The sequence below is a fragment of the Acinetobacter sp. I-MWF genome (assembly GCF_025433935.1).
In the GTDB taxonomy this organism is placed as follows: domain Bacteria; phylum Pseudomonadota; class Gammaproteobacteria; order Pseudomonadales; family Moraxellaceae; genus Acinetobacter; species Acinetobacter guillouiae.
This window is the reverse complement of the sequence record NZ_JAMBAR010000001.1, coordinates 3,833,540-3,851,145: the sequence shown is the minus strand read 5'-3', so window position 1 is coordinate 3,851,145 and position 17,606 is coordinate 3,833,540. Positions and strand designations below refer to the sequence as shown.

Annotated in this window: 19 protein-coding genes; 14 read left to right on the top strand and 5 right to left on the bottom strand. The window is 36.3% G+C overall.

The genetic code is table 11. From position 1 onward, the window contains the following. Positions 1-124 precede the first annotated feature (124 nt). The gene (locus M2R48_RS17680; RefSeq protein ID WP_004724105.1) at positions 125-790 is read left to right on the top strand and encodes an RluA family pseudouridine synthase; all 666 of its coding nucleotides are present in this window, start codon (positions 125-127) and stop codon (positions 788-790) included. Positions 791-848: 58 nt separating this feature from the next. Here M2R48_RS17680 and M2R48_RS17675 read toward each other — a convergent pair whose 3' ends face one another. Together M2R48_RS17675 and trhA are read right to left on the bottom strand one after the other, a co-directional pair. After that, positions 849-2,159: an MFS transporter gene (locus tag M2R48_RS17675; protein WP_004724104.1), complete on the bottom strand. Its 1,311-nt coding sequence runs from the start codon at positions 2,157-2,159 to the stop codon at positions 849-851. 137 nt (positions 2,160-2,296) lie between these two features. Continuing rightward, positions 2,297-2,941 carry a PAQR family membrane homeostasis protein TrhA gene (gene trhA, locus M2R48_RS17670; protein WP_262086969.1) on the bottom strand — a complete coding sequence of 215 codons (645 nt, stop codon included), beginning with the start codon at positions 2,939-2,941 and terminating at the stop codon, positions 2,297-2,299. Positions 2,942-3,042: 101 nt separating this feature from the next. On the opposite strand from trhA, the gene M2R48_RS17665 reads away from it, so the two are divergent. Beyond that, positions 3,043-4,293 (top strand): class I SAM-dependent methyltransferase, encoded by a 1,251-nt coding sequence (locus M2R48_RS17665; RefSeq protein WP_262086967.1) that lies wholly within the window; start codon positions 3,043-3,045, stop codon positions 4,291-4,293. A 64-nt stretch (positions 4,294-4,357) separates the two neighbouring features. Here M2R48_RS17665 and M2R48_RS17660 read toward each other — a convergent pair whose 3' ends face one another. After that, positions 4,358-5,044, bottom strand: coding sequence for a hypothetical protein (locus M2R48_RS17660; RefSeq protein ID WP_262086965.1), 687 nt, complete (start codon positions 5,042-5,044; stop codon positions 4,358-4,360). 114 nt (positions 5,045-5,158) lie between these two features. Here M2R48_RS17660 and M2R48_RS17655 point away from each other — a divergent pair, with 114 nt between their 5' ends. The 5 genes from M2R48_RS17655 to M2R48_RS17635 all read left to right on the top strand — a co-directional run bounded on the left by M2R48_RS17655 (position 5,159) and on the right by M2R48_RS17635 (position 8,356). Further along, positions 5,159-5,590 (top strand): GNAT family N-acetyltransferase, encoded by a 432-nt coding sequence (locus M2R48_RS17655; protein ID WP_004724100.1) that lies wholly within the window; start codon positions 5,159-5,161, stop codon positions 5,588-5,590. Between the two features lie 63 nt (positions 5,591-5,653). Next, positions 5,654-6,562, top strand: a complete 909-nt coding sequence (locus M2R48_RS17650; RefSeq protein ID WP_262086964.1) for a pyridoxal-phosphate dependent enzyme — start codon at positions 5,654-5,656, stop codon at positions 6,560-6,562. A gap of 76 nt (positions 6,563-6,638) precedes the next feature. Next, on the top strand, positions 6,639-7,298 hold the full coding sequence (locus M2R48_RS17645) for an HAD family hydrolase (RefSeq protein ID WP_262086963.1): 660 nt from the start codon (positions 6,639-6,641) through the stop codon (positions 7,296-7,298). Continuing rightward, complete coding sequence (locus M2R48_RS17640) at positions 7,295-7,978, top strand: hypothetical protein (protein ID WP_034617082.1); 684 nt, start codon at positions 7,295-7,297, stop codon at positions 7,976-7,978. The genes M2R48_RS17645 and M2R48_RS17640 overlap by 4 nt, the downstream gene beginning before the upstream one ends. Further along, entirely contained in the window at positions 7,979-8,356 is a 378-nt protein-coding gene (locus M2R48_RS17635; RefSeq protein WP_262086961.1) for a hypothetical protein, read from the top strand. 19 nt (positions 8,357-8,375) lie between these two features. Here M2R48_RS17635 and M2R48_RS17630 read toward each other — a convergent pair whose 3' ends face one another. Next, positions 8,376-9,239 carry a patatin family protein gene (locus M2R48_RS17630; RefSeq protein WP_262087526.1) on the bottom strand — a complete coding sequence of 288 codons (864 nt, stop codon included), beginning with the start codon at positions 9,237-9,239 and terminating at the stop codon, positions 8,376-8,378. Positions 9,240-9,246: 7 nt separating this feature from the next. Next, entirely contained in the window at positions 9,247-9,513 is a 267-nt protein-coding gene (locus M2R48_RS17625; RefSeq protein ID WP_004724087.1) for a hypothetical protein, read from the bottom strand. 571 nt (positions 9,514-10,084) lie between these two features. Between M2R48_RS17625 and M2R48_RS17620 the strand changes: the two genes are divergently transcribed. The 7 genes from M2R48_RS17620 (at position 10,085) to M2R48_RS17590 (ending at position 17,494) form a co-directional block, all read left to right on the top strand. Beyond that, positions 10,085-12,721 carry a type VI secretion system Vgr family protein gene (locus M2R48_RS17620; protein ID WP_262086960.1) on the top strand — a complete coding sequence of 879 codons (2,637 nt, stop codon included), beginning with the start codon at positions 10,085-10,087 and terminating at the stop codon, positions 12,719-12,721. A 1-nt stretch (position 12,722) separates the two neighbouring features. After that, positions 12,723-13,271 (top strand): DUF4123 domain-containing protein, encoded by a 549-nt coding sequence (locus tag M2R48_RS17615; protein WP_262086959.1) that lies wholly within the window; start codon positions 12,723-12,725, stop codon positions 13,269-13,271. Then, the gene (locus tag M2R48_RS17610; protein WP_262086958.1) at positions 13,271-13,876 is read left to right on the top strand and encodes a hypothetical protein; all 606 of its coding nucleotides are present in this window, start codon (positions 13,271-13,273) and stop codon (positions 13,874-13,876) included. Before M2R48_RS17615 ends, M2R48_RS17610 begins: the two co-directional genes overlap by 1 nt. Before the next feature lies 1 nt (position 13,877). Next, on the top strand, positions 13,878-15,344 hold the full coding sequence (locus M2R48_RS17605) for a zinc-dependent metalloprotease (RefSeq protein ID WP_262086957.1): 1,467 nt from the start codon (positions 13,878-13,880) through the stop codon (positions 15,342-15,344). A 7-nt stretch (positions 15,345-15,351) separates the two neighbouring features. After that, complete coding sequence (locus tag M2R48_RS17600; protein WP_315972861.1) at positions 15,352-16,035, top strand: hypothetical protein; 684 nt, start codon at positions 15,352-15,354, stop codon at positions 16,033-16,035. Between the two features lie 66 nt (positions 16,036-16,101). Beyond that, positions 16,102-16,809 (top strand): hypothetical protein, encoded by a 708-nt coding sequence (locus tag M2R48_RS17595; RefSeq protein WP_262086954.1) that lies wholly within the window; start codon positions 16,102-16,104, stop codon positions 16,807-16,809. Beyond that, positions 16,787-17,494 carry a hypothetical protein gene (locus tag M2R48_RS17590; protein ID WP_262086952.1) on the top strand — a complete coding sequence of 236 codons (708 nt, stop codon included), beginning with the start codon at positions 16,787-16,789 and terminating at the stop codon, positions 17,492-17,494. Before M2R48_RS17595 ends, M2R48_RS17590 begins: the two co-directional genes overlap by 23 nt. Positions 17,495-17,606: the final 112 nt, after the last annotated feature.

Here is a 17,606-nt window from a genome sequence, read left to right as displayed (position 1 = left end):
AAAACTTCAATATTCTCGTGTATTGGAGTTTTTTTGATTGCTGAAAGTAATAAAGCATGTACATGCTTGACAGCTTTTTAGTCTATTGTTATTTTTCGGCAATTCTTCTCAATATGCGATCCACATGCCGATTGATGATGGCTTTGTTTATCAGCCTCCTTTAGATCCACTTGACATTATTTTTGAAGATAATGACTTTGTTGCCATCAATAAACCCGCAGGGTTACTTTCAGTTCCGGGGCGTTTGCCTGAACATCACGACAGCGCTTATTTTCGAGTATTAGCAATATATCCAAATGCCAAGATTACCCATCGTTTGGATATGGCAACCTCGGGCATTCTGTTGTTCGCCAAACATCGCGATGCAGAAGTTGCAGCAAGTAAAATGTTTCAAGCGAGAACTGTTAAAAAAAATTATATTGCTTTGGTGCAAGGGCAAATCAATAGCAATGGTCGTGTGGATGTGCCTTTGATTACCGATTGGGAAAATCGTCCACGCCAGATTGTGCATTTTGAGTTAGGCAAACCCGCACAAACTTTATTTGAATCTGTAAGCTATGATGCTGAAAAGGATGTAAGTCGGGTGCTACTTACACCGATTACAGGACGTTCTCATCAATTACGGGTGCATATGCAATATATTGGGCATCCGATTATGCGCGATAAGCTTTATCATCCTACGCCGTTTAACACCGATTTAGCGCGTATGGCATTGCATGCAAGCTATTTGTCTTTTATGCAGCCTTTTAATAATCTACTGGTTGAGATTGTATCTGAGCCTGAGTTTTAGCATTTGGCTAAATCAAAAAAGCCTGCAAAATTGCAGGCTTTGATCATTGAGAGGGGGATTAAACTTGGTTGTTAACATCATCATGTTTTGTTTCACGAATGGCCAAGAATGCCAACAGTGAAAGAATGGATGCTGCTGTCAAGTAGTAACCCACCGCTTGTAAGCCATATTTGGTTGCAAGTTCAGTTGCAATCAGAGGTGCAAAAGATGCGCCCAAAATACCTGCCAAGTTAAAGGTTAATGCAGAGCCTGTATAACGCACAGAAATCGGGAAAATTTCAGACAAGACCGTACCAATTGGACCGTATGTCATTCCCATCAATGCTAAACCTACACATAAGAACAAGAACACAATCACTGTGCTACCTGACTCAAGCATACTGGCAAATACTAAACCAAAAAGTGCAGAGGCGATACATACCCCAATAGAGGTTGCCTTACGCCCAAACTTCTCAGCAAATACAGCAGAAAGCGGAATAAAAGCAGCAAAACATAGTGTTGCGACCAGTTGCATTTCTAAGAATTCTGCACGTGAGTAACCCAGTTGTTTGGTTCCCCAGTTGAGTGCAAATACTGTTGTGAGATAGAACACCACGAATGTACACACCGCAGCAATTGTACCGAGGAAGAGCATTTTATAATGTTTGGTCACAACTTCTTTAAATGGAACATTAACTTCTTTTTGTTTGTCTAATACTTTTTGGAACGCTGGGGTTTCATGCAATTTTAAGCGAATATATAAACCCACAATCACCAATGCAGCACTTGCAAGGAATGGAATACGCCAGCCCCATTGCATAAAGTCTGCTTCAGACATCAATGCGCCAAGACCAAGGAATGAACCCGTTGCCAAGATAAAACCGATCGGTGCGCCCAGTTGCGGGAACATTCCATACCAAGCACGTTTGCCTTCAGGAGCATTTTCAGTTGCAAGTAGGACGGCACCAGACCATTCACCACCAAGACCTAAGCCTTGACCTAAACGACAAAGTGCAAGTAATAGCGGTGCAACGATACCAATCTGTGCATATGTTGGAAGTAGACCAATACACACTGTTGAAACACCCATGGTCAATAAAGCCGCGACGAGGGTTGCTTTACGACCAATACGATCACCTAAGTGACCAAAGATTGCTGCGCCAATAGGGCGGGCAATAAATGCGATTGCAAATGTTGCGAGTGATTGAATTGTTGCCGTCATCGGATCTGTACTTGCTGGAAAGAACAGATGCGGAAAAATAAGGACTGCAGCAGTTGCATAGATATAAAAATCGAAGAATTCGATTGTTGTACCCACAAGACTTGCGAAAAGAACGCGAGCCTTTGAATTTGTTTGAATTTCTGGAGTAGCAGTAGATAATGACGCCATGGTGAACCTTACACTTTTAAAAGTAAAACGAGTCTTTAAAGCGTAATCTTTTTAAAAAAGGCGTAATTTCTTAAAAAAACAACGAGATCAACCCAAATTCACTCCATCAGGGTCACTGAATTTTGAGTGTCTATGAATTAAATGACGTAAAGATAGATTGCAAGGAAATGTGATCCTGCACCGACCAAAACAAATATATGCCAAATAGCATGAGTGTATCTTACTCTTTTTAAGGCATAAAACAATGCGCCTATTGTATATGCTAAACCACCAATGACCAATAATTTTAATGCTTCTGGTTTTAAATACTGTTGCATATCATCCATTACAAGCACGGCAAGCCAACCCATGACCAAATAAGCAATTAGTGAGATTTTTTCAAAACGATGAATGAATATTAACTTGAATAGTGTCCCAATGGCTGCGATGACCCAAAGTGCAATCAATAAATAATGTGCTTTTGCTGTTGGGATGGCAATTGCCAAAAAGGGCGTATAGGTTCCCGCAATTAAATAATAAATCGCGGTATGATCCAGCTTTTTATACCATTGGCGTTTTTTTTCATCGACAGAAAAATGATAAATTGCTGAACTGGAAAACAGTAAAATCATGCTTAGACCATAGACAAGCAATCCAAAAAATTGCCATCCATGCAGATAGTTGCCTTTAATCAGCATCAAAGCAGTCGCTAGAGCAGCCAAAATTGCACCGAATGCATGACTCAACGCATTAATACGTTCTTCTTGTGGTGCATAGATGTGAATCAATTTATCTGTCGACATTGGATCTTATTATCCTAAAAATACAACTGTATAGTAATGGAGTTTTACCTTTAAAGTAAGACGTCTTAAAATAGGTAACTTAATTAATACGAGTTTTGATTATGTCCAATGTGGCAAGCTTATCTGTTCAGGAACAACAATTTTTTGATAGCGTACAGCAAGCTATTGATAATCAAAGCTTAGATCGTTTGATTTTAAGTCAGTATAAAGGAGAATTGGTTGATTTAGAGAAAATGACCTTTCGCGTCATTCAGCTACAGAATGAAACGGTTCTAAGCTGTCTATATCGTTATAAAACCAATGATATTACTAAAAACTATCCCCTTACCGATGCGTTAACCATGATTCAGGGGCTGGCTGAGGATTGTAAACAAGCCAATTTATTTACCCATGAGGCCGAGACGCAGCTGAAGAAAAATAAAAAGAAAGCCTTGCTGACCGTCAGTAAAAATAAGCTGGATAAAACCGCTAAAAATCAACAACTAGGGCATGATCGTACAAAACATCGTTTTGTCGACCAAGAAAGTTATTTTCTCCAACCGCTCGGCATTACCGATGCCAATGCACAGATTATTCCAAGCATGGCACGTAAGTGGAAGCAGATTAACAAATTTGTTGAAATCTTTTCAGGTGCTTTAGTGCATATTCAACAGCCAGAGACTTTAGCGCATGATAGACAAACCAAAGATCAGGCTTTAAAAATTGTCGATTTTGGTTCAGGAAAAGGCTATTTAACGTTTGCTTTATATGATTATTTGGCAAAACAACATCAAACTCCATTTGTAACGGGTGTTGAGCTGAATGACAAAATGGTGAAATTTTGCCAAGAGGTTGCGCAAAAGTCTGATTTTAATCAATTGGATTTTTTCCAAGGTGATGTGAGAACGTATCATCCATCCCATTTGGATATTATGATCGCCTTACATGCGTGTGATGTTGCAACAGATTTTGCGATACATACAGGTATTCGTTTAAACGCTCAAATGATTATGTGTGCACCTTGTTGCCATAAAGAATTACGCCCACAATTGAATAGTCCACAAGCGTTACAACCGATGTTGCAATTCGGTATTCATGCAGGACAACAAGCTGAAATGCTGACAGATACCATTCGAGCTCTGTTGCTGAAAGCGTATGGTTATGAAACCAAAGTCTTTGAATTTGTAGCATTAGAACATACCAGTAAAAACAAAATGATTTTGGCAACCAAGCGTAAAGATTTCACTGCACCTGATCAAACAGTCTTAGATCAAATTCGTGCTTTAAAAGAGATGTATGGGATTCAAAAACAATCCTTAGAATTATTATTGAATGATCAGTGGGACCAGCAAGACATTGGCGCTAAGTGCTAGCGCGTTGTGAGGAGAGAAAGCAGGTTTAACTGCTTTCTCCTTGGTACTATTTAGATAAATTATTTTATTGCTGATTCATTTCATCAAGCTCAGCTTCGCTCGTGCCCGTGGTTTTTTGAGAAATGGTATCTGGAAAATATTGCGGATCATCCATTTCTGGAATCAATTGCTCACCCATTTTATGAATCAAGATACTGGTTTTTAATGTTTCTGTTGGGGCTTTAATCAGTAGTTCTGTCAGAAAGTCTGTTGCTTTAGCTGCAAATTGCGCATCACTTTCTTTGCTACCACGTTCAGGCATTTGAACATTGTCTAAATTAAGCACAGGGACTTTACAGGTTAACGGTACTTGAAAACTTTGACTATTTTCAATAATTTTACCATCCTGTTTACAGCTCTGATATGCAGCACTTTGAGCTTTCATTTGGCGTTCAAATGCTGGCGCAACAATTTTAAAATCGTTGGCATTAAATTGTTCTTTAAGTATTTCCTTCATCTTTTCAGATGCAGTGGCTTGTTTTTCGCCACTTTCATCGCGGTTTTTTTTAGCTTCAGCTTCTGAGATACCTGCAATTGCGGCACTCATTTTTAAATTAAGCTGATCTTGATTTGGGTCTTGAGAAAATAATCCAATCATGCTTTTTGAGATAATGTTCACACGATCTAGCTCGGATGTTTTTGCATAAATACTTTGAGTCGTCAGTAAAATTGCGCTATAAATAAATACTTTAAATTTATGATTTAGAAACATAATTATTCTACAAGTTTAGTTAAGTTGGTGAAAGTGAACGCATTGTCACTGTGCATTACATTAGCATAATTGCAAGAATGAAGGATCAATTTCTCAACCATTAGGATTTAAATAATGAGCCAATTTGTCATTCAATCTGGGCCGTGGAGTCAGCTTCAACATGATGCAAAACTGATTCGAAGCATGGTTTTTATCGAAGAACAAAACATCAGTGAAGCAGATGAATGGGATGAGCAGGATGCCATTTCATTGCATTTTGTTGTATATGCTCAAGATCAACCCATTGCTACAGCGCGGTTATTGGAAAATAACAGTATTGGTCGAGTTGCTGTGTTGCAACAATATCGAGGTGAGGGGATCGGTAAACTGCTCATGCAACAGATTATTCAAGTTGCAAAACAGCAAAATAGAGCATTTCTTCAATTATCCGCTCAAGTTTATGCAACGCGCTTCTATGAAAACTTAGGTTTTCAGGTACAAGGTGAAGAATATTTAGATTGTGAGATTCCACATATCGATATGGGGTTAAGTTTAAAAAATGACTGAATTGAAATAAACCCACATTGAAATAAACCAAGATTGAAATAAACCAAGAGAATCGATTTGCCCATGCTCAGTATAAAAACCCCGTTAATTCAATCTTTAGTTTTAAGCCAACTGAATCAATGTCAGGTGTGGTTAAAAATGGAAGCCTTACAACCATCGGCATCATTTAAACAACGAGGCATTAGCCATGCCTGTCAAAAATATTTTGAGCAGGGTGCCCAGCGTTTTATCAGTTCATCGGGTGGCAATGCAGGCTTAGCTGTTGCTTATACAGGTCGACAACTGGGTGTTCCGGTGACCGTCGTGGTTCCTGAAACCACAGCACAACGTGCGAGAGAATTAATTGTCCAGCAAGGTGCAGAAGTTATTGTACATGGCGCTTCATGGACCGAAGCCAATGCTTTAGCGCAGTCCTTATTAACACAGCATGATGTATTTATTCATCCTTTTGATCATCCATTGTTATGGGAAGGGATTATCCCGATGATTGATGAAGTCATTGCAGATGGCGTTACTCCAGATGCGGTGGTCTTATCTGTGGGGGGCGGAAGTTTACTTTCAGGTGTTGCAGCAGGATTAAAAAAACATGGTTTAGCCCATATTCCAATTTATACGGTTGAAACCCAAGGTACAGCATCCTTACATGCTTCGATTGTTGCTAAACAACATGTTGAATTGGATCAAGTGAGTGGTATAGCAACAACGCTTGCAGCAAAAAAAGTCTGTCAAAATGCATTTGAAGTGAGCCAAGCACTTGAGGTTCGTAGTTTGGTGGTTTCAGATCGAGACACTGTAGATGCCTGTTTAAAATTTGTAGATGATCATCGTATTTTGGTTGAGCCGGCATGTGGTGCAACATTATCAGTGCTTTATGATCAGGCGATTCAATTTAAACCCACTGATCAGGTCTTGGTGATTGTATGTGGTGGCGCAGGGATTACCCTAGAAACACTACAAGCATTCAATGGGTAGATCGGATTGAATAGATAATCAATGATCATAATCTATTGATCCTTTAGTAAGTCTTTTCGATTTAGAGGATGGTGAGATGATTCAAGTTGTACTTTTTGATTTAGATCAAACCTTACTTGATCGCACCTCCTCCCTAAAGGCTTTTTTAAATTGGCAGGTAAATTTCTTCGAGCTGGTTGCGATACAACAGAAACCACAATTTATTCAGCGTTTTATTGAGTTGGATAATAATGGTTCTGTATGGAAAGATCAGGTGTATGCTCAACTTATTCAAGAGTTTCAAATATCCAGTTATTCAACACAAGCGCTATTAGAGAATTATATTCAAGACTTTAATAAATTTTGTCGGAGCTTTAGCGATGTTGATCTGGTTATTTATAGCTTATTTAAGGCAAATTTTTCTCTTGGATTAATCTCTAATGGAAAGACACCTTTTCAGGAAGATAATTTCAAAGCCCTAGGTTTAAGTGAGTATTTTTCGAGTGTGATTGTGTCAGAAGCTGTTGGACTGCGAAAGCCTCATCCAGAAATTTTCCAATTGGCATGTCAGCAGCTCGGTGTTATTCCTCAGCACTGCGTTTTTGTTGGCGATCATGAGATAGCAGACATTCGCGGTGCAAAAGCTTTGGGCATGAAAACGATCTTATTTGAGCCTCAACAAAAAGAAACATCGACACAGGCCGATCATCGTGTAAAGTCTTTTCAAGACATACTTAGTATTTTAAAAATAAAATGAAAAGATTATATAAGCACGGTAGGGTACAGTTTCAGGTTTTATTTTTATTTGGAGTAGTATCTCAATTCAGTGTATTTGCACAAGCTGAAACAGATAAACAACAACCGTTAGCCTATGAGCTGCAGGTGGAAACAAAGCCAAAAACTTATGATCCTGCGACACAGTCACGGATTCGGGTCTATCGAAAGGGTGCGACAAAAACTTTAATTCAACATTCATTTGATTGTGCAGGAAGAAAAGCTGGGATACGGGATTACTTAAGTGGAAATGGTGCATTATCTGCGCTAAAAGCGTATGCCAGAATCACCTTTAATATCGAAGAAGGGATGCCTCGTAGTGCGATTCAGAAAGAAGCTGAAAGCAATGCTATGCGAACCTACCAACTGATCTCTTATAAAGAGTTTATTTTAAATGCCGACCAACCTGTGAATTTATATGGTTTTGTATTTGGAGCGACTGATTCATCTCGGACAAAAGCACAAGTGATTGATCAATGTGTGGATGCTGTTGCTTCGTTCAGACCACAGGCTGGACACGATTATGAAATTTTAGGTAAATATCAAAATAACCAATGCCAATTTCAAGTATTTGATCTCAAAACCAATGATCAAATCCCTGTTTCTGACAAGCTTTATACTTGCCCTGAAAAGTCATGGAAGTTTTGGAAAAAGGATCAGTAAATGAAACGTGCAATACTTGGTATTTTTTTGATGATGGGGCTTATTGTACCCAATTTGACTTGGGCATCTTATGTCAATAAATGTCTCTTAACGGTTAAAGTCTTAGAAGAAACTTCAACCATGACGATGGCAATCAATGGGCCACAAGGTGAGTTTGAAAAAAGTAAATTGACGATGTATATCAAAATATTAAAAGCTGAAAAGAATGGAAGAGCTGACAGTGGATGTCAATCACTGGTCAATCAACGCATGCGAATTACGATTGAACAGCCACCTTTGATCAGTTTAGTCAAAGGGCAAGTTGTACAAGTAGAAAGCATCACTCAAGATGCTTTTCCACAAGAAGGATATGTCACGCAATACAAGCTAAAAAATTAGTCTGTTGGGAACTTCGCTTTTAGCCTTTGCGTGTGTTGCTCCAGTCTTCTATGGCTTTTTGTCCGCTTTCTAAGCCAACTTCATAGGTATATTGCAATTTGCGTTTATCTTTACATAAACGGCCTGCTAACTTTTTATTGTCAGGTGGGCAGACTTCCAAAATGCTTTGTTGCGTATTTTGGCGGATAAAATCGACAGTTTGGTTATAACGAGTACAGCGGTTTTTCAGACTATCTGCAAAGCCAGTATATTGATTAAGCAAATATTTTGCCAAGAATTGATCGGCTTTACTGCTGGCTTTAAAGTAATTTTGTGTACGGGTACGAATCACCAAGAGATTTTGAATATTTGCTTGTTGCGCTGCCCATTGAACAGGGAGGGCATCTGCGACACCGCCATCAAAATAAGGCTCTCCAAAAATTTCTACAGCCTGTCGTGTCAGATAGGGAATAGAACTAGAAGCACGTAATCCATCGATAATATTGTCTTTCCCAGCACGTAAATATTCAGGATAACCTGTACGAGCATGAGTCAAGACCATATAAAAGTCAGGATTTTGACTAAATAATGCCTGTTGATCTAGAGGATTCTCTTTCTCGACAATATTCCACATCCACTGCATATCCAGTAAATCCCCACCTTTAAAAAAGCGAGCATAACGAATAAATTCAGGTCGAAGTGAGTGGTCTAAATAGAGTTCGATATTGCGACCTTGTTGTCGAGCAAGGTAATTGGCGAGGTTTGTTGAACCAGAAGACACTCCAACAAAAAGATCAAAAGGGTTAAAATTTTGTTGTAGGAAAGCGTCAAGTACACCGCAGGTAAAAGCCCCACGCATACCACCACCTTCTACGACAAGCGCATTACGTGAATCATTGATCATAGATTGTTTAGTTTGCATGTTCTGGCTGAGCTGAGTTGTGTGGCATGTTTTTCATTTCATCATTCGACATTTGCTGTGTGTCATGTGGAGGTGCTGTATCAGTATTCTCAGTCTGAGGCGTCGCTATCTGCTTATTTTGCTGACTCGGCATATAATCTGGTTCATTGGTTACAGCCATATAGAAGAATACAAGGAATAAACAGCTAAAGATTGTTGCGAAAATCACGGCTTTAGATTTCCACAACGGTTTTTTGGGAGAGTTAACATCGTTCATAGGAAAACTCCTAAAAGAATGAAATGTGTAGCTATTTTATAACATAAAGCAGTAGTAAAGTTGGCATTGCTATAAAAGACATAAATTAAATGAGGCTTATGTATATAAACACAACATGAATTGATCAGTATTGAATACATATCAGACATAACAAGCAGGCTGAGATTAAAATTGAAATCAAGCATATAAACAAGATTATTTTGAGCTTTATTTTAGATATTTGTGGAAATAAATAATGTTGATTTATTAGAAATATATGAATATTAAAGATCTTTCATAAATCAAAAAATGATCATGTGAAGTGAATTATATTGGTATTGAAAGTTCCTTCTCCCTCTGGGAGAAGGTTAGGATGAGGGTGCTTTTATGTTGATTTATGGTTTTAAAAAGCACTTATGAAAGAAGTCTATTTAAACTACATTTTTAGCGAGATTATTTATTTAATTTTTCAACAATTAATCAAAAAATCTATTTGAATTTAAGTATTTTTAGTAATGAAATTGTTTTTTTAAATAGAAAAATTTTAGAATTAATTTATAATAGAGGCAACTAAAACGAATAAATTATTAAAATGAATAGCTTAGTAAATAGCATTTATAAAATATTGGATCAGCTTGGACTAAACGCACAAAAACGAGCTTTGCATATCCAATTTACAAATACAGACTTAAACAACCAAGTCTTCTTACAACGTATCGATGGACAACATGGTCTAAACCAAGGTGTGTCTGTTGAACTGATTTGCCTTGCCACTTTGGCTGTGATTCCGCTTAAACAATTTATTGGTAGCCAAGTGGCCATTGATCAAGTCACAGATCAAGGACAACTGTTTCGTAGCACAGGGGTGATTACTGAAGTAGCACAAGGGCAGAGTGATGGTGCACTAACGCTATATAAACTCAAACTCGAAGATGCCACTTCACTGTGGCATAAACGCCGTAACAGCCGAGTGTTTATGAATAAGTCGGTTGTGCAAGTCATAGAAACGCTGTTTAAAGAATGGCAAGACAAAAGCCCACTCTTTGCATCGAGTCTAAGCCTCGATAAAAGTGGACTGAAAAAAGATTACGATATCCGACCATTCATTATGCAGAGTAACGAAAGCGACTATGCATTTTTAACCCGCTTGATGCGCAGTGAAGGGATCAACTGGCTGATTGATGAAGCGCAATTGATTGTACCAAGCACTGCAACTCAAATTCAGCCACAAAAACTGCGCTTGGTGGATGATAACAGCGAATACAAAGCGCTAGAACGAAGAAAGATCCGCTTCCATCGCAGCAGTGCCACAGAACAACAAGACAGCATCACCAGCTTTATCGGGCAACGTAGCTTACAACCCACTGCTGTCCATGTACAACGCTGGCAAGCAGATGTGTTAGAACAAGAAGAGGGTGCAGGCAGTGTTCAAAGCAAACACCAACACAGTCAAAATCAAAACAATGCCAGTCTCGGTTTAGAACAGGCTTGGCATATCAGTCCAGCATGGATTCAAGACCTGAATGGTGAAGACCAAGCAACCGCGTCAAATAACAATCAGATTGAAAAGATTAACCAAAACCTCAGTCATTACTATGATGCTCAATCTAAACAATTTATAGCCAACTCCACTGTACGTGATGCACAAGTGGGATACTGGTTTGAATTAAACGAACACCCAGAAATAGACCAACACAATGGCTCAGACAAAGAGTTTCTGATCACGTCAAAGACATTCTATAACCAGAACAACTTACCCAAAGATCTGAGTGAACAAATCAATCGCTTGCTCCAACAGAGCAATTGGGTCAATTCAAATGTAGACTCAAACAACCCAGAACGCCAAGCCAATCAATTGGTACTACAACGCCGTAATATCACCACTGTTCCTGAATACCGCCCACTACAACACCGTCCAAGTACCCACCCACAACGTGCCAAAGTGGTTGGGCCAAGTGGAGAGGAAATCCATGTCGATGAATGGGGACGGATTAAAGTTCGCTTCCTGTTTACCCGCAATGAAGATCATAGTCATGATGGTGGTGCAGGGAGCAATGACAACGACACCGATTCCGCTTGGGTGGATGTACTGACTCCATGGGCAGGTGAAGGCTATGGTGCGCGGTTCTTACCGAGGATTGGTGAGATTGTCGTGATAGATTTCTTTGATGGAAATATTGACCGACCATTTGTGGTGGGGCGTATCCATGAAGCGCAACGAAGTCCAACTAAATTTGATGACAAAGGCCAATTGCCTGATACTAAAAAACTGGCAGGGATCAAAAGTCGAGAAGTTAAAGGCAGTGGCTATGGCCAGCTTAGATTTGACGATACCACAGACCAAATCAGCAGTCAGCTACAAAGCAGTCACGGTGCGAGTCAACTTAACCTTGGTAATCTGAGTCATCCTAAAGAAACTGATACCAGTGAAGGGCGAGGCGAAGGCTTTGAACTAAGAACAGATCAATGGGGAGCGTTACGAGCTGGGCAAGGCCTACTACTCAGTACCTATGCTCAAGACTCAGCTTCAGGTAACCATCTTGATGCAACAGCCGCGAAAAGTCAGTTAGAAAGCAGTCTAAATAACTCTAAAGCCTTAAGTGAAGTTGCCAAGAACCAGCAGACTGATCCGCTGGATGTATTGGAAAATCTCAAGCAATTTCTTGATCAAATCGAAAAAGGTGAAAAAGACAAAGCGGATGCATTTAAACAAGCTTTGATGATTTTAGCTGCACCGAATTCAATCGCATTGGCAAGCAATGAAGACTTACATCTTTCTGCGGATAAACAAATCAGTTATACAGCAGGTGACAGTATCAACCTGAGTACGCAAAAGAATTTAGTTGCACATGCACAATCAAAGATTAGTCTTTTTGCGGCACAGGAAGGGGCAAGGTTATTTGCTGGAAAAGGCAAAGTTGAGATCCAAGCACAAGGCGATGGTGCTGATTTGATTGCGCGTAAAGGTATTCAAATCATTTCGACTGAAGAGATGATTGAGCTAAAAAGTCTCAAAGAAATTATTATCACATCTGGTGGCTCTCAATTAAAAATTAATGGTTCAGGTGTATTTGTGACCACGGCTGCTAAGTTCGAAGTGAAAGCAGGGCAACATAGTTTTATTGGTGGAGCAAAAGTCGATTATTCACTTCCATCATTCTATGAAAATATTTGTAAGCCTTGTTTGTTGGATGCAGCAAAGTTTGGAATGGCATTTGTTGATAAATAAAATGAAAAGAAAAATTGTTCCATTTAAAAATATAAAAAGCTGTATCGAAGATGATCGACATGATTTGAACATGTATTTAATCTTGGATGCAGCGCAAGTTTCAGATCAAACTTTGCACTTTATTAACGCATGGCGAAATGATGCAAGGCTAGAGTTTTATTCATTATTCTCAGGCACAACGGAGGGCAATGCACCTTTTGAAGTTGCCCCTGTACTTGTTTTAATCAATGATTTAGAGGCGCTCGAAGAAGATGGGTTGAGCTTTATTCATCAAACATGGAAAGATGAACAGGCGTTAAATCTGGTATTCAGTTCATTGGATTTGGCTCAGTTTGTTAAAAAAATGAAACGCTATCTCACAGTAGAATTTCCTGATGGTACACAAAAATTATTTAGATGGTTTGATCCAAGAATTGTTAAAAAAATTCATAAAATACTGACAGATCAACAAGAAGATGAGTTTTTTGAGGATATTACAAAATGGATCATTTCAATTCGAAATTATCAGGATGTAGATTCTAATCAATTAATGGTATTGGAGAATGCATAATGTTCATACTCAGCCAAGAAAAATTATATGAATTAGATGTTGAGCAAAATAAAGAATTTTTATATGACCTTGTCTATGAAATTATAAAAGAAAACCCAGCCCTTAAACTGAATGGGCAATTTGATCAGCTATTAGAACCTGTCCAAAGCCTGATCAATCTATATATTGAAAAAGGCATCAATCAAATTTATACACTCAAATATATGGTGAAGAGCCATGTTTATTTGGGAATAGATTATGCAAATGATCCGCAATATCTTTGGCTCCAAAATGAAATGCAGCATTACAATATTGCGGAGCAAGTATCTTATGTAGATGCTTTTTATACACTTTTGGAAAGCTATAAAAATGTGGTTTTAGGGTATGATTTTAAATTTGTTTTTAAAGCAATAGACCAGTTAAATCAGAGTTTTAGTCATTCCAATCTTCAAGAAAACCTTTCAATTATTTATCCAGAAAAAATAGAGTTTTTAAAACAAAATGATTCATTGAGTTCACTTCAAGAAAATTATTCCAATGATATCCAATCATATAAAGAGTATGTATTGGGAAAAGAATTTCATCATAACGTTTTTATAAAAAATTTGATTAATTTGGAGGTTTAAGATGGGTGTAGGTGGTGCAAGTCCTACAGCGGGCACTTCATGTGCAACGTGTTTAAGAAAGTTTACGGTTCATTTTCGGAGACCATATAAATACGGGGAAAAGCCACGATTAAACGGAACATCTTATATTTTGAAGTATAATGGAGAGTTTGGGTTTGATTGGTTAAGAGATGAGTACATATTTCCTGTTTTTGAAATAAATAGAAAAATGCAGCCTGCGTTAATTAATAAAAATTACATTAGTGGTTTAAAGAAAGTATATATAGATGGTACACGGAAAATAACCCCTTGGGGTATAGAGTACATCCCATCTCATTTAGCAATTTTTGCAACTAAGGTAAAAGATAAAAATGCAAGTTCTAAAATTAATGTAGATGGTGCACTATTATCTATTGAACTTCACCAAGTTGTCGGGGATGATGAAGTACCTCTACAAGATGATGGTACAAAAATAATATTTGAAACTAATGAAAAATGTATAAAAATTTCTACATCAACTGGTAATGAAAAAAGTAATCGTCTGGAGTTACCAATTTCTTTTTTCATAAAAAATAGGAAAAAAACAGATTTGGTAGATCAGTCTAGGTGGAGTTACAGTACTAAAAATGCAATTAGAATATCTTGTGAAGGAGCAACAACTAAAGGTGCTCTAATTAGTGTAAAAGCAATAAAAGGGAATAATATTTTTGAAGTTGGGCAAATGAGCGTTTTTGCAAATGATAAAGTTCCAATAGCTAAAATATGCTTTGTTGATGTTAGTTTTAATCAAAATAAAGTTCAACGGCCTACAGGTACAGGATTGGAATATAGTTTAAAATATGAATCTTTTAATCAAGCACTTATACGACCTAAAATAGTAAGAGATACAATTTTTAATATAAAGGATATGTTAGATAAAAATAAAACATGGGACTTGGAAGGATTTTATAATAAATATTATGTAAATCAAACGAAAAACAGTTTAGGTAATAGTATAATTAGCAATACTTTAGATGATGAATTTAAGCACGATTTAATCTTTTTATTTCAGAAATATGCAAAAGTTAATGGTTTAATAAATTCTGATTCTAATGATGTTACATATGTTTTTTTTACAAATACACAATGTTCATATACCAAAAATGGTCAAATTTTTAATAGAAAAGGTAGTGCTATTTTTGCACCTGAAGCAGGATCTAATAGGAAAAAAGTATGGGGGAACTCAGTTGTTATTTATCATCATGGAGCAACTGAATTGGAGACTGTCGTCCATGAAATAGTTCATAGCTTTGGGTTATCCCATGTATTTCAAAATGAGAAAGATATACCATATTGTTTTCATAAAGGTTTTACCGATAATTTTATGGATTATGAGGATACTGATGAAGATCCACCTAAAAAATCGCTTTATAAAGGTAATCAAATAGCTTTATTTAGGCATCAATGGTTACTTATGCGTAACGATAGAAGCTTAGATTACAATGGATAAAGATATTATGAAATTTTTGATTTTATTAGTAGTAGTTTTAAGTCTGTCTGCTTGCTCATTTGACTCAAATAAGGATAATTGTAGTTTAAAAAATAGTGAAAATATAAAAGATGAAAATGGCTATGATGTTCGAGTAGCTAGAGATATATCATCATTTGTTGAAAATAATAAAATTTATTTAAATTATGATCAAAATGAAATTATTAAAAGATATTTTGAGTTAAATAGTCAATATTTAGTATTGAAAGTTCTAGATAGTCTTTCTCCTGAAGTAGGTTTTAGTGATGGTACTGTTAATAATAATGTGAAGAAGAATTTTGATTACATTTCCCGTCTTTCAGCTAATAGTAATTTAAAGGGTAATCATATGTTTTTTAGTAGTGATAACTATGTTCCTTATAGTGAGCAATTAGAAGAAGAAATTGTATCTATGGTTAAAGATCAGATTTATGTGGTAAGTGGTGATAAAGTGGGTGGGGTAGATTTGAATAGTAAAGTTAGTACTTTTATAACAAAACTAAAATGTAGTAATTCAAATGAGCCTGAAGTAGAAGAATGGAATGTAAATGATATGCACATTGTTTTGGAAGCTGATGGAAAACAAATTAAAAATAGGAAATATAATAGTTTGAATTTTTTTATTTATTTTACAAAGAAAACGGATAAAAAATATGAGACATCAATATATTAGTGTTTTATATCTATGATATTGAAAATCATATAAAAATTTTATACCTTTGATAAGGCTTAATAAGTTATGAGGAAAATTTTAACTATTTTTATATATTCTTTTTTTCTATTTGCATGTGCTCCTAATGAGCCATTAGATCATCTATGCCAGATAAATAACAAAACTAAGAAAAGCGATACTCGAAGTGACGTAAAGGAAATATCGAGAGATATTAATTTATTTGTTGTTAATCATGATTTGTATTTGGACTATAATTTTAAAAAAATATATAGCAAATATAAGGAAATGAATTCGAATTATTTGAAGTTAAAAGTTATAGATCGATTATCTGCTACTCAAGGTTTTGATAATGGAATAGTTCACAATGAAAATTTTGAAGATAATTATCATCATATGTCTACATTAGAAGTACGAACTACAGGACAAGGTCCAAATACAAATTATTATGCTAGTGATAATTTCGTTCCATTTGATGAAAATATCCATAAAAATATCGATCAATCAATTTCTGATCAAATTTTTTTAATAAATTCAGTAGCTTTAGATAAAAGCAGTCTTGATAACTTCATAGAAAATTTTTTAACTAAAGGGCGATGTCAAGGTGGGGATCAGTACGGAAAGGTTATTTCTGAAAAGAATTTTAATGGTGTACATATTATCTTGGAATCTGAACCTGAATGGTTTGTAAGCAAAGGTCAAGTCAATAGTTTTGCTTATACTGTATACTATACAAAAATGACAGATAAAAATTATGAAAAATCATTATATTATTAAATTTAAAACTGTATTCCTGATATGTTTTTCTTTGACATCCTATAGTTTTGGAGCGAATGTAGAAAATCGAATTTTTAATTTTGAAGATAAAGAAATATCAGCGTTATCTTCTGAAATAAATTACTCAAGATTTGCACCAGTAAACCAGCTTAATTTAAAAGCAATGTCTGTAGATTTAGGTGAAATAATAAAGAACCTTGAAAAAATAGGTTATATCAATAGGGATACAGTCTCGCATAGTAAACGCTATGAAGTGCTATCCTATGGTTTGACGACCAAGAAAATTTATTTTTTTAATAATAGCAGTCAAACACCTGATCTCTTTTCTGAGATTTATGCAGCGAACTCTAAATTTAATCAACTCAAAAGTATTCGTCTAGGGTTAAGTGTTGAATACAATGGGAAAAAATTTAAAAAAATGAATACAGATCCAATTGTTCCCACAAGTTTTATTTCTGCTTTGAATGTGATTGATGAGAGGAAATCAAAAGAGGTGTATGTTTCACTTATGAAGCAACATATTTTAAATAAAAAAAATAATGTGAATGAGTATTGTGAATTTTTAGTGACGACGAGAGTAAATGTTAAGGATTATTGGTTAGAATTAAATACTGAACTCACAAAGAATAATACTTATTTCAATATTTACCAAAGCAAAGGAATTCCTCAAAAATGCAATTTGTGAAATTCTTTGTTTGGATTTTTTGCTTAGACCCTTTTCCGGCATTCTGTGGTGATTATAGAAAAACTAATAGTGATGGTGATTTCGTATCCCTGCAGCAGTAGATGCTTTATGA

Coding starts and splice junctions, on each gene's coding strand:
- M2R48_RS17680 (WP_004724105.1), top strand. CDS start 125: ATGCCGATTGATGATGGCTTTGTTTATCAGCCTCCTTTAGATCCACTT.
- M2R48_RS17675 (WP_004724104.1), bottom strand. CDS start 2,159: ATGGCGTCATTATCTACTGCTACTCCAGAAATTCAAACAAATTCAAAG.
- trhA (WP_262086969.1), bottom strand. CDS start 2,941: ATGTCGACAGATAAATTGATTCACATCTATGCACCACAAGAAGAACGT.
- M2R48_RS17665 (WP_262086967.1), top strand. CDS start 3,043: ATGTCCAATGTGGCAAGCTTATCTGTTCAGGAACAACAATTTTTTGAT.
- M2R48_RS17660 (WP_262086965.1), bottom strand. CDS start 5,044: ATGTTTCTAAATCATAAATTTAAAGTATTTATTTATAGCGCAATTTTA.
- M2R48_RS17655 (WP_004724100.1), top strand. CDS start 5,159: ATGAGCCAATTTGTCATTCAATCTGGGCCGTGGAGTCAGCTTCAACAT.
- M2R48_RS17650 (WP_262086964.1), top strand. CDS start 5,654: ATGCTCAGTATAAAAACCCCGTTAATTCAATCTTTAGTTTTAAGCCAA.
- M2R48_RS17645 (WP_262086963.1), top strand. CDS start 6,639: ATGATTCAAGTTGTACTTTTTGATTTAGATCAAACCTTACTTGATCGC.
- M2R48_RS17640 (WP_034617082.1), top strand. CDS start 7,295: ATGAAAAGATTATATAAGCACGGTAGGGTACAGTTTCAGGTTTTATTT.
- M2R48_RS17635 (WP_262086961.1), top strand. CDS start 7,979: ATGAAACGTGCAATACTTGGTATTTTTTTGATGATGGGGCTTATTGTA.
- M2R48_RS17630 (WP_262087526.1), bottom strand. CDS start 9,239: ATGATCAATGATTCACGTAATGCGCTTGTCGTAGAAGGTGGTGGTATG.
- M2R48_RS17625 (WP_004724087.1), bottom strand. CDS start 9,513: ATGAACGATGTTAACTCTCCCAAAAAACCGTTGTGGAAATCTAAAGCC.
- M2R48_RS17620 (WP_262086960.1), top strand. CDS start 10,085: ATGAATAGCTTAGTAAATAGCATTTATAAAATATTGGATCAGCTTGGA.
- M2R48_RS17615 (WP_262086959.1), top strand. CDS start 12,723: ATGAAAAGAAAAATTGTTCCATTTAAAAATATAAAAAGCTGTATCGAA.
- M2R48_RS17610 (WP_262086958.1), top strand. CDS start 13,271: ATGTTCATACTCAGCCAAGAAAAATTATATGAATTAGATGTTGAGCAA.
- M2R48_RS17605 (WP_262086957.1), top strand. CDS start 13,878: ATGGGTGTAGGTGGTGCAAGTCCTACAGCGGGCACTTCATGTGCAACG.
- M2R48_RS17600 (WP_315972861.1), top strand. CDS start 15,352: ATGAAATTTTTGATTTTATTAGTAGTAGTTTTAAGTCTGTCTGCTTGC.
- M2R48_RS17595 (WP_262086954.1), top strand. CDS start 16,102: ATGAGGAAAATTTTAACTATTTTTATATATTCTTTTTTTCTATTTGCA.
- M2R48_RS17590 (WP_262086952.1), top strand. CDS start 16,787: ATGAAAAATCATTATATTATTAAATTTAAAACTGTATTCCTGATATGT.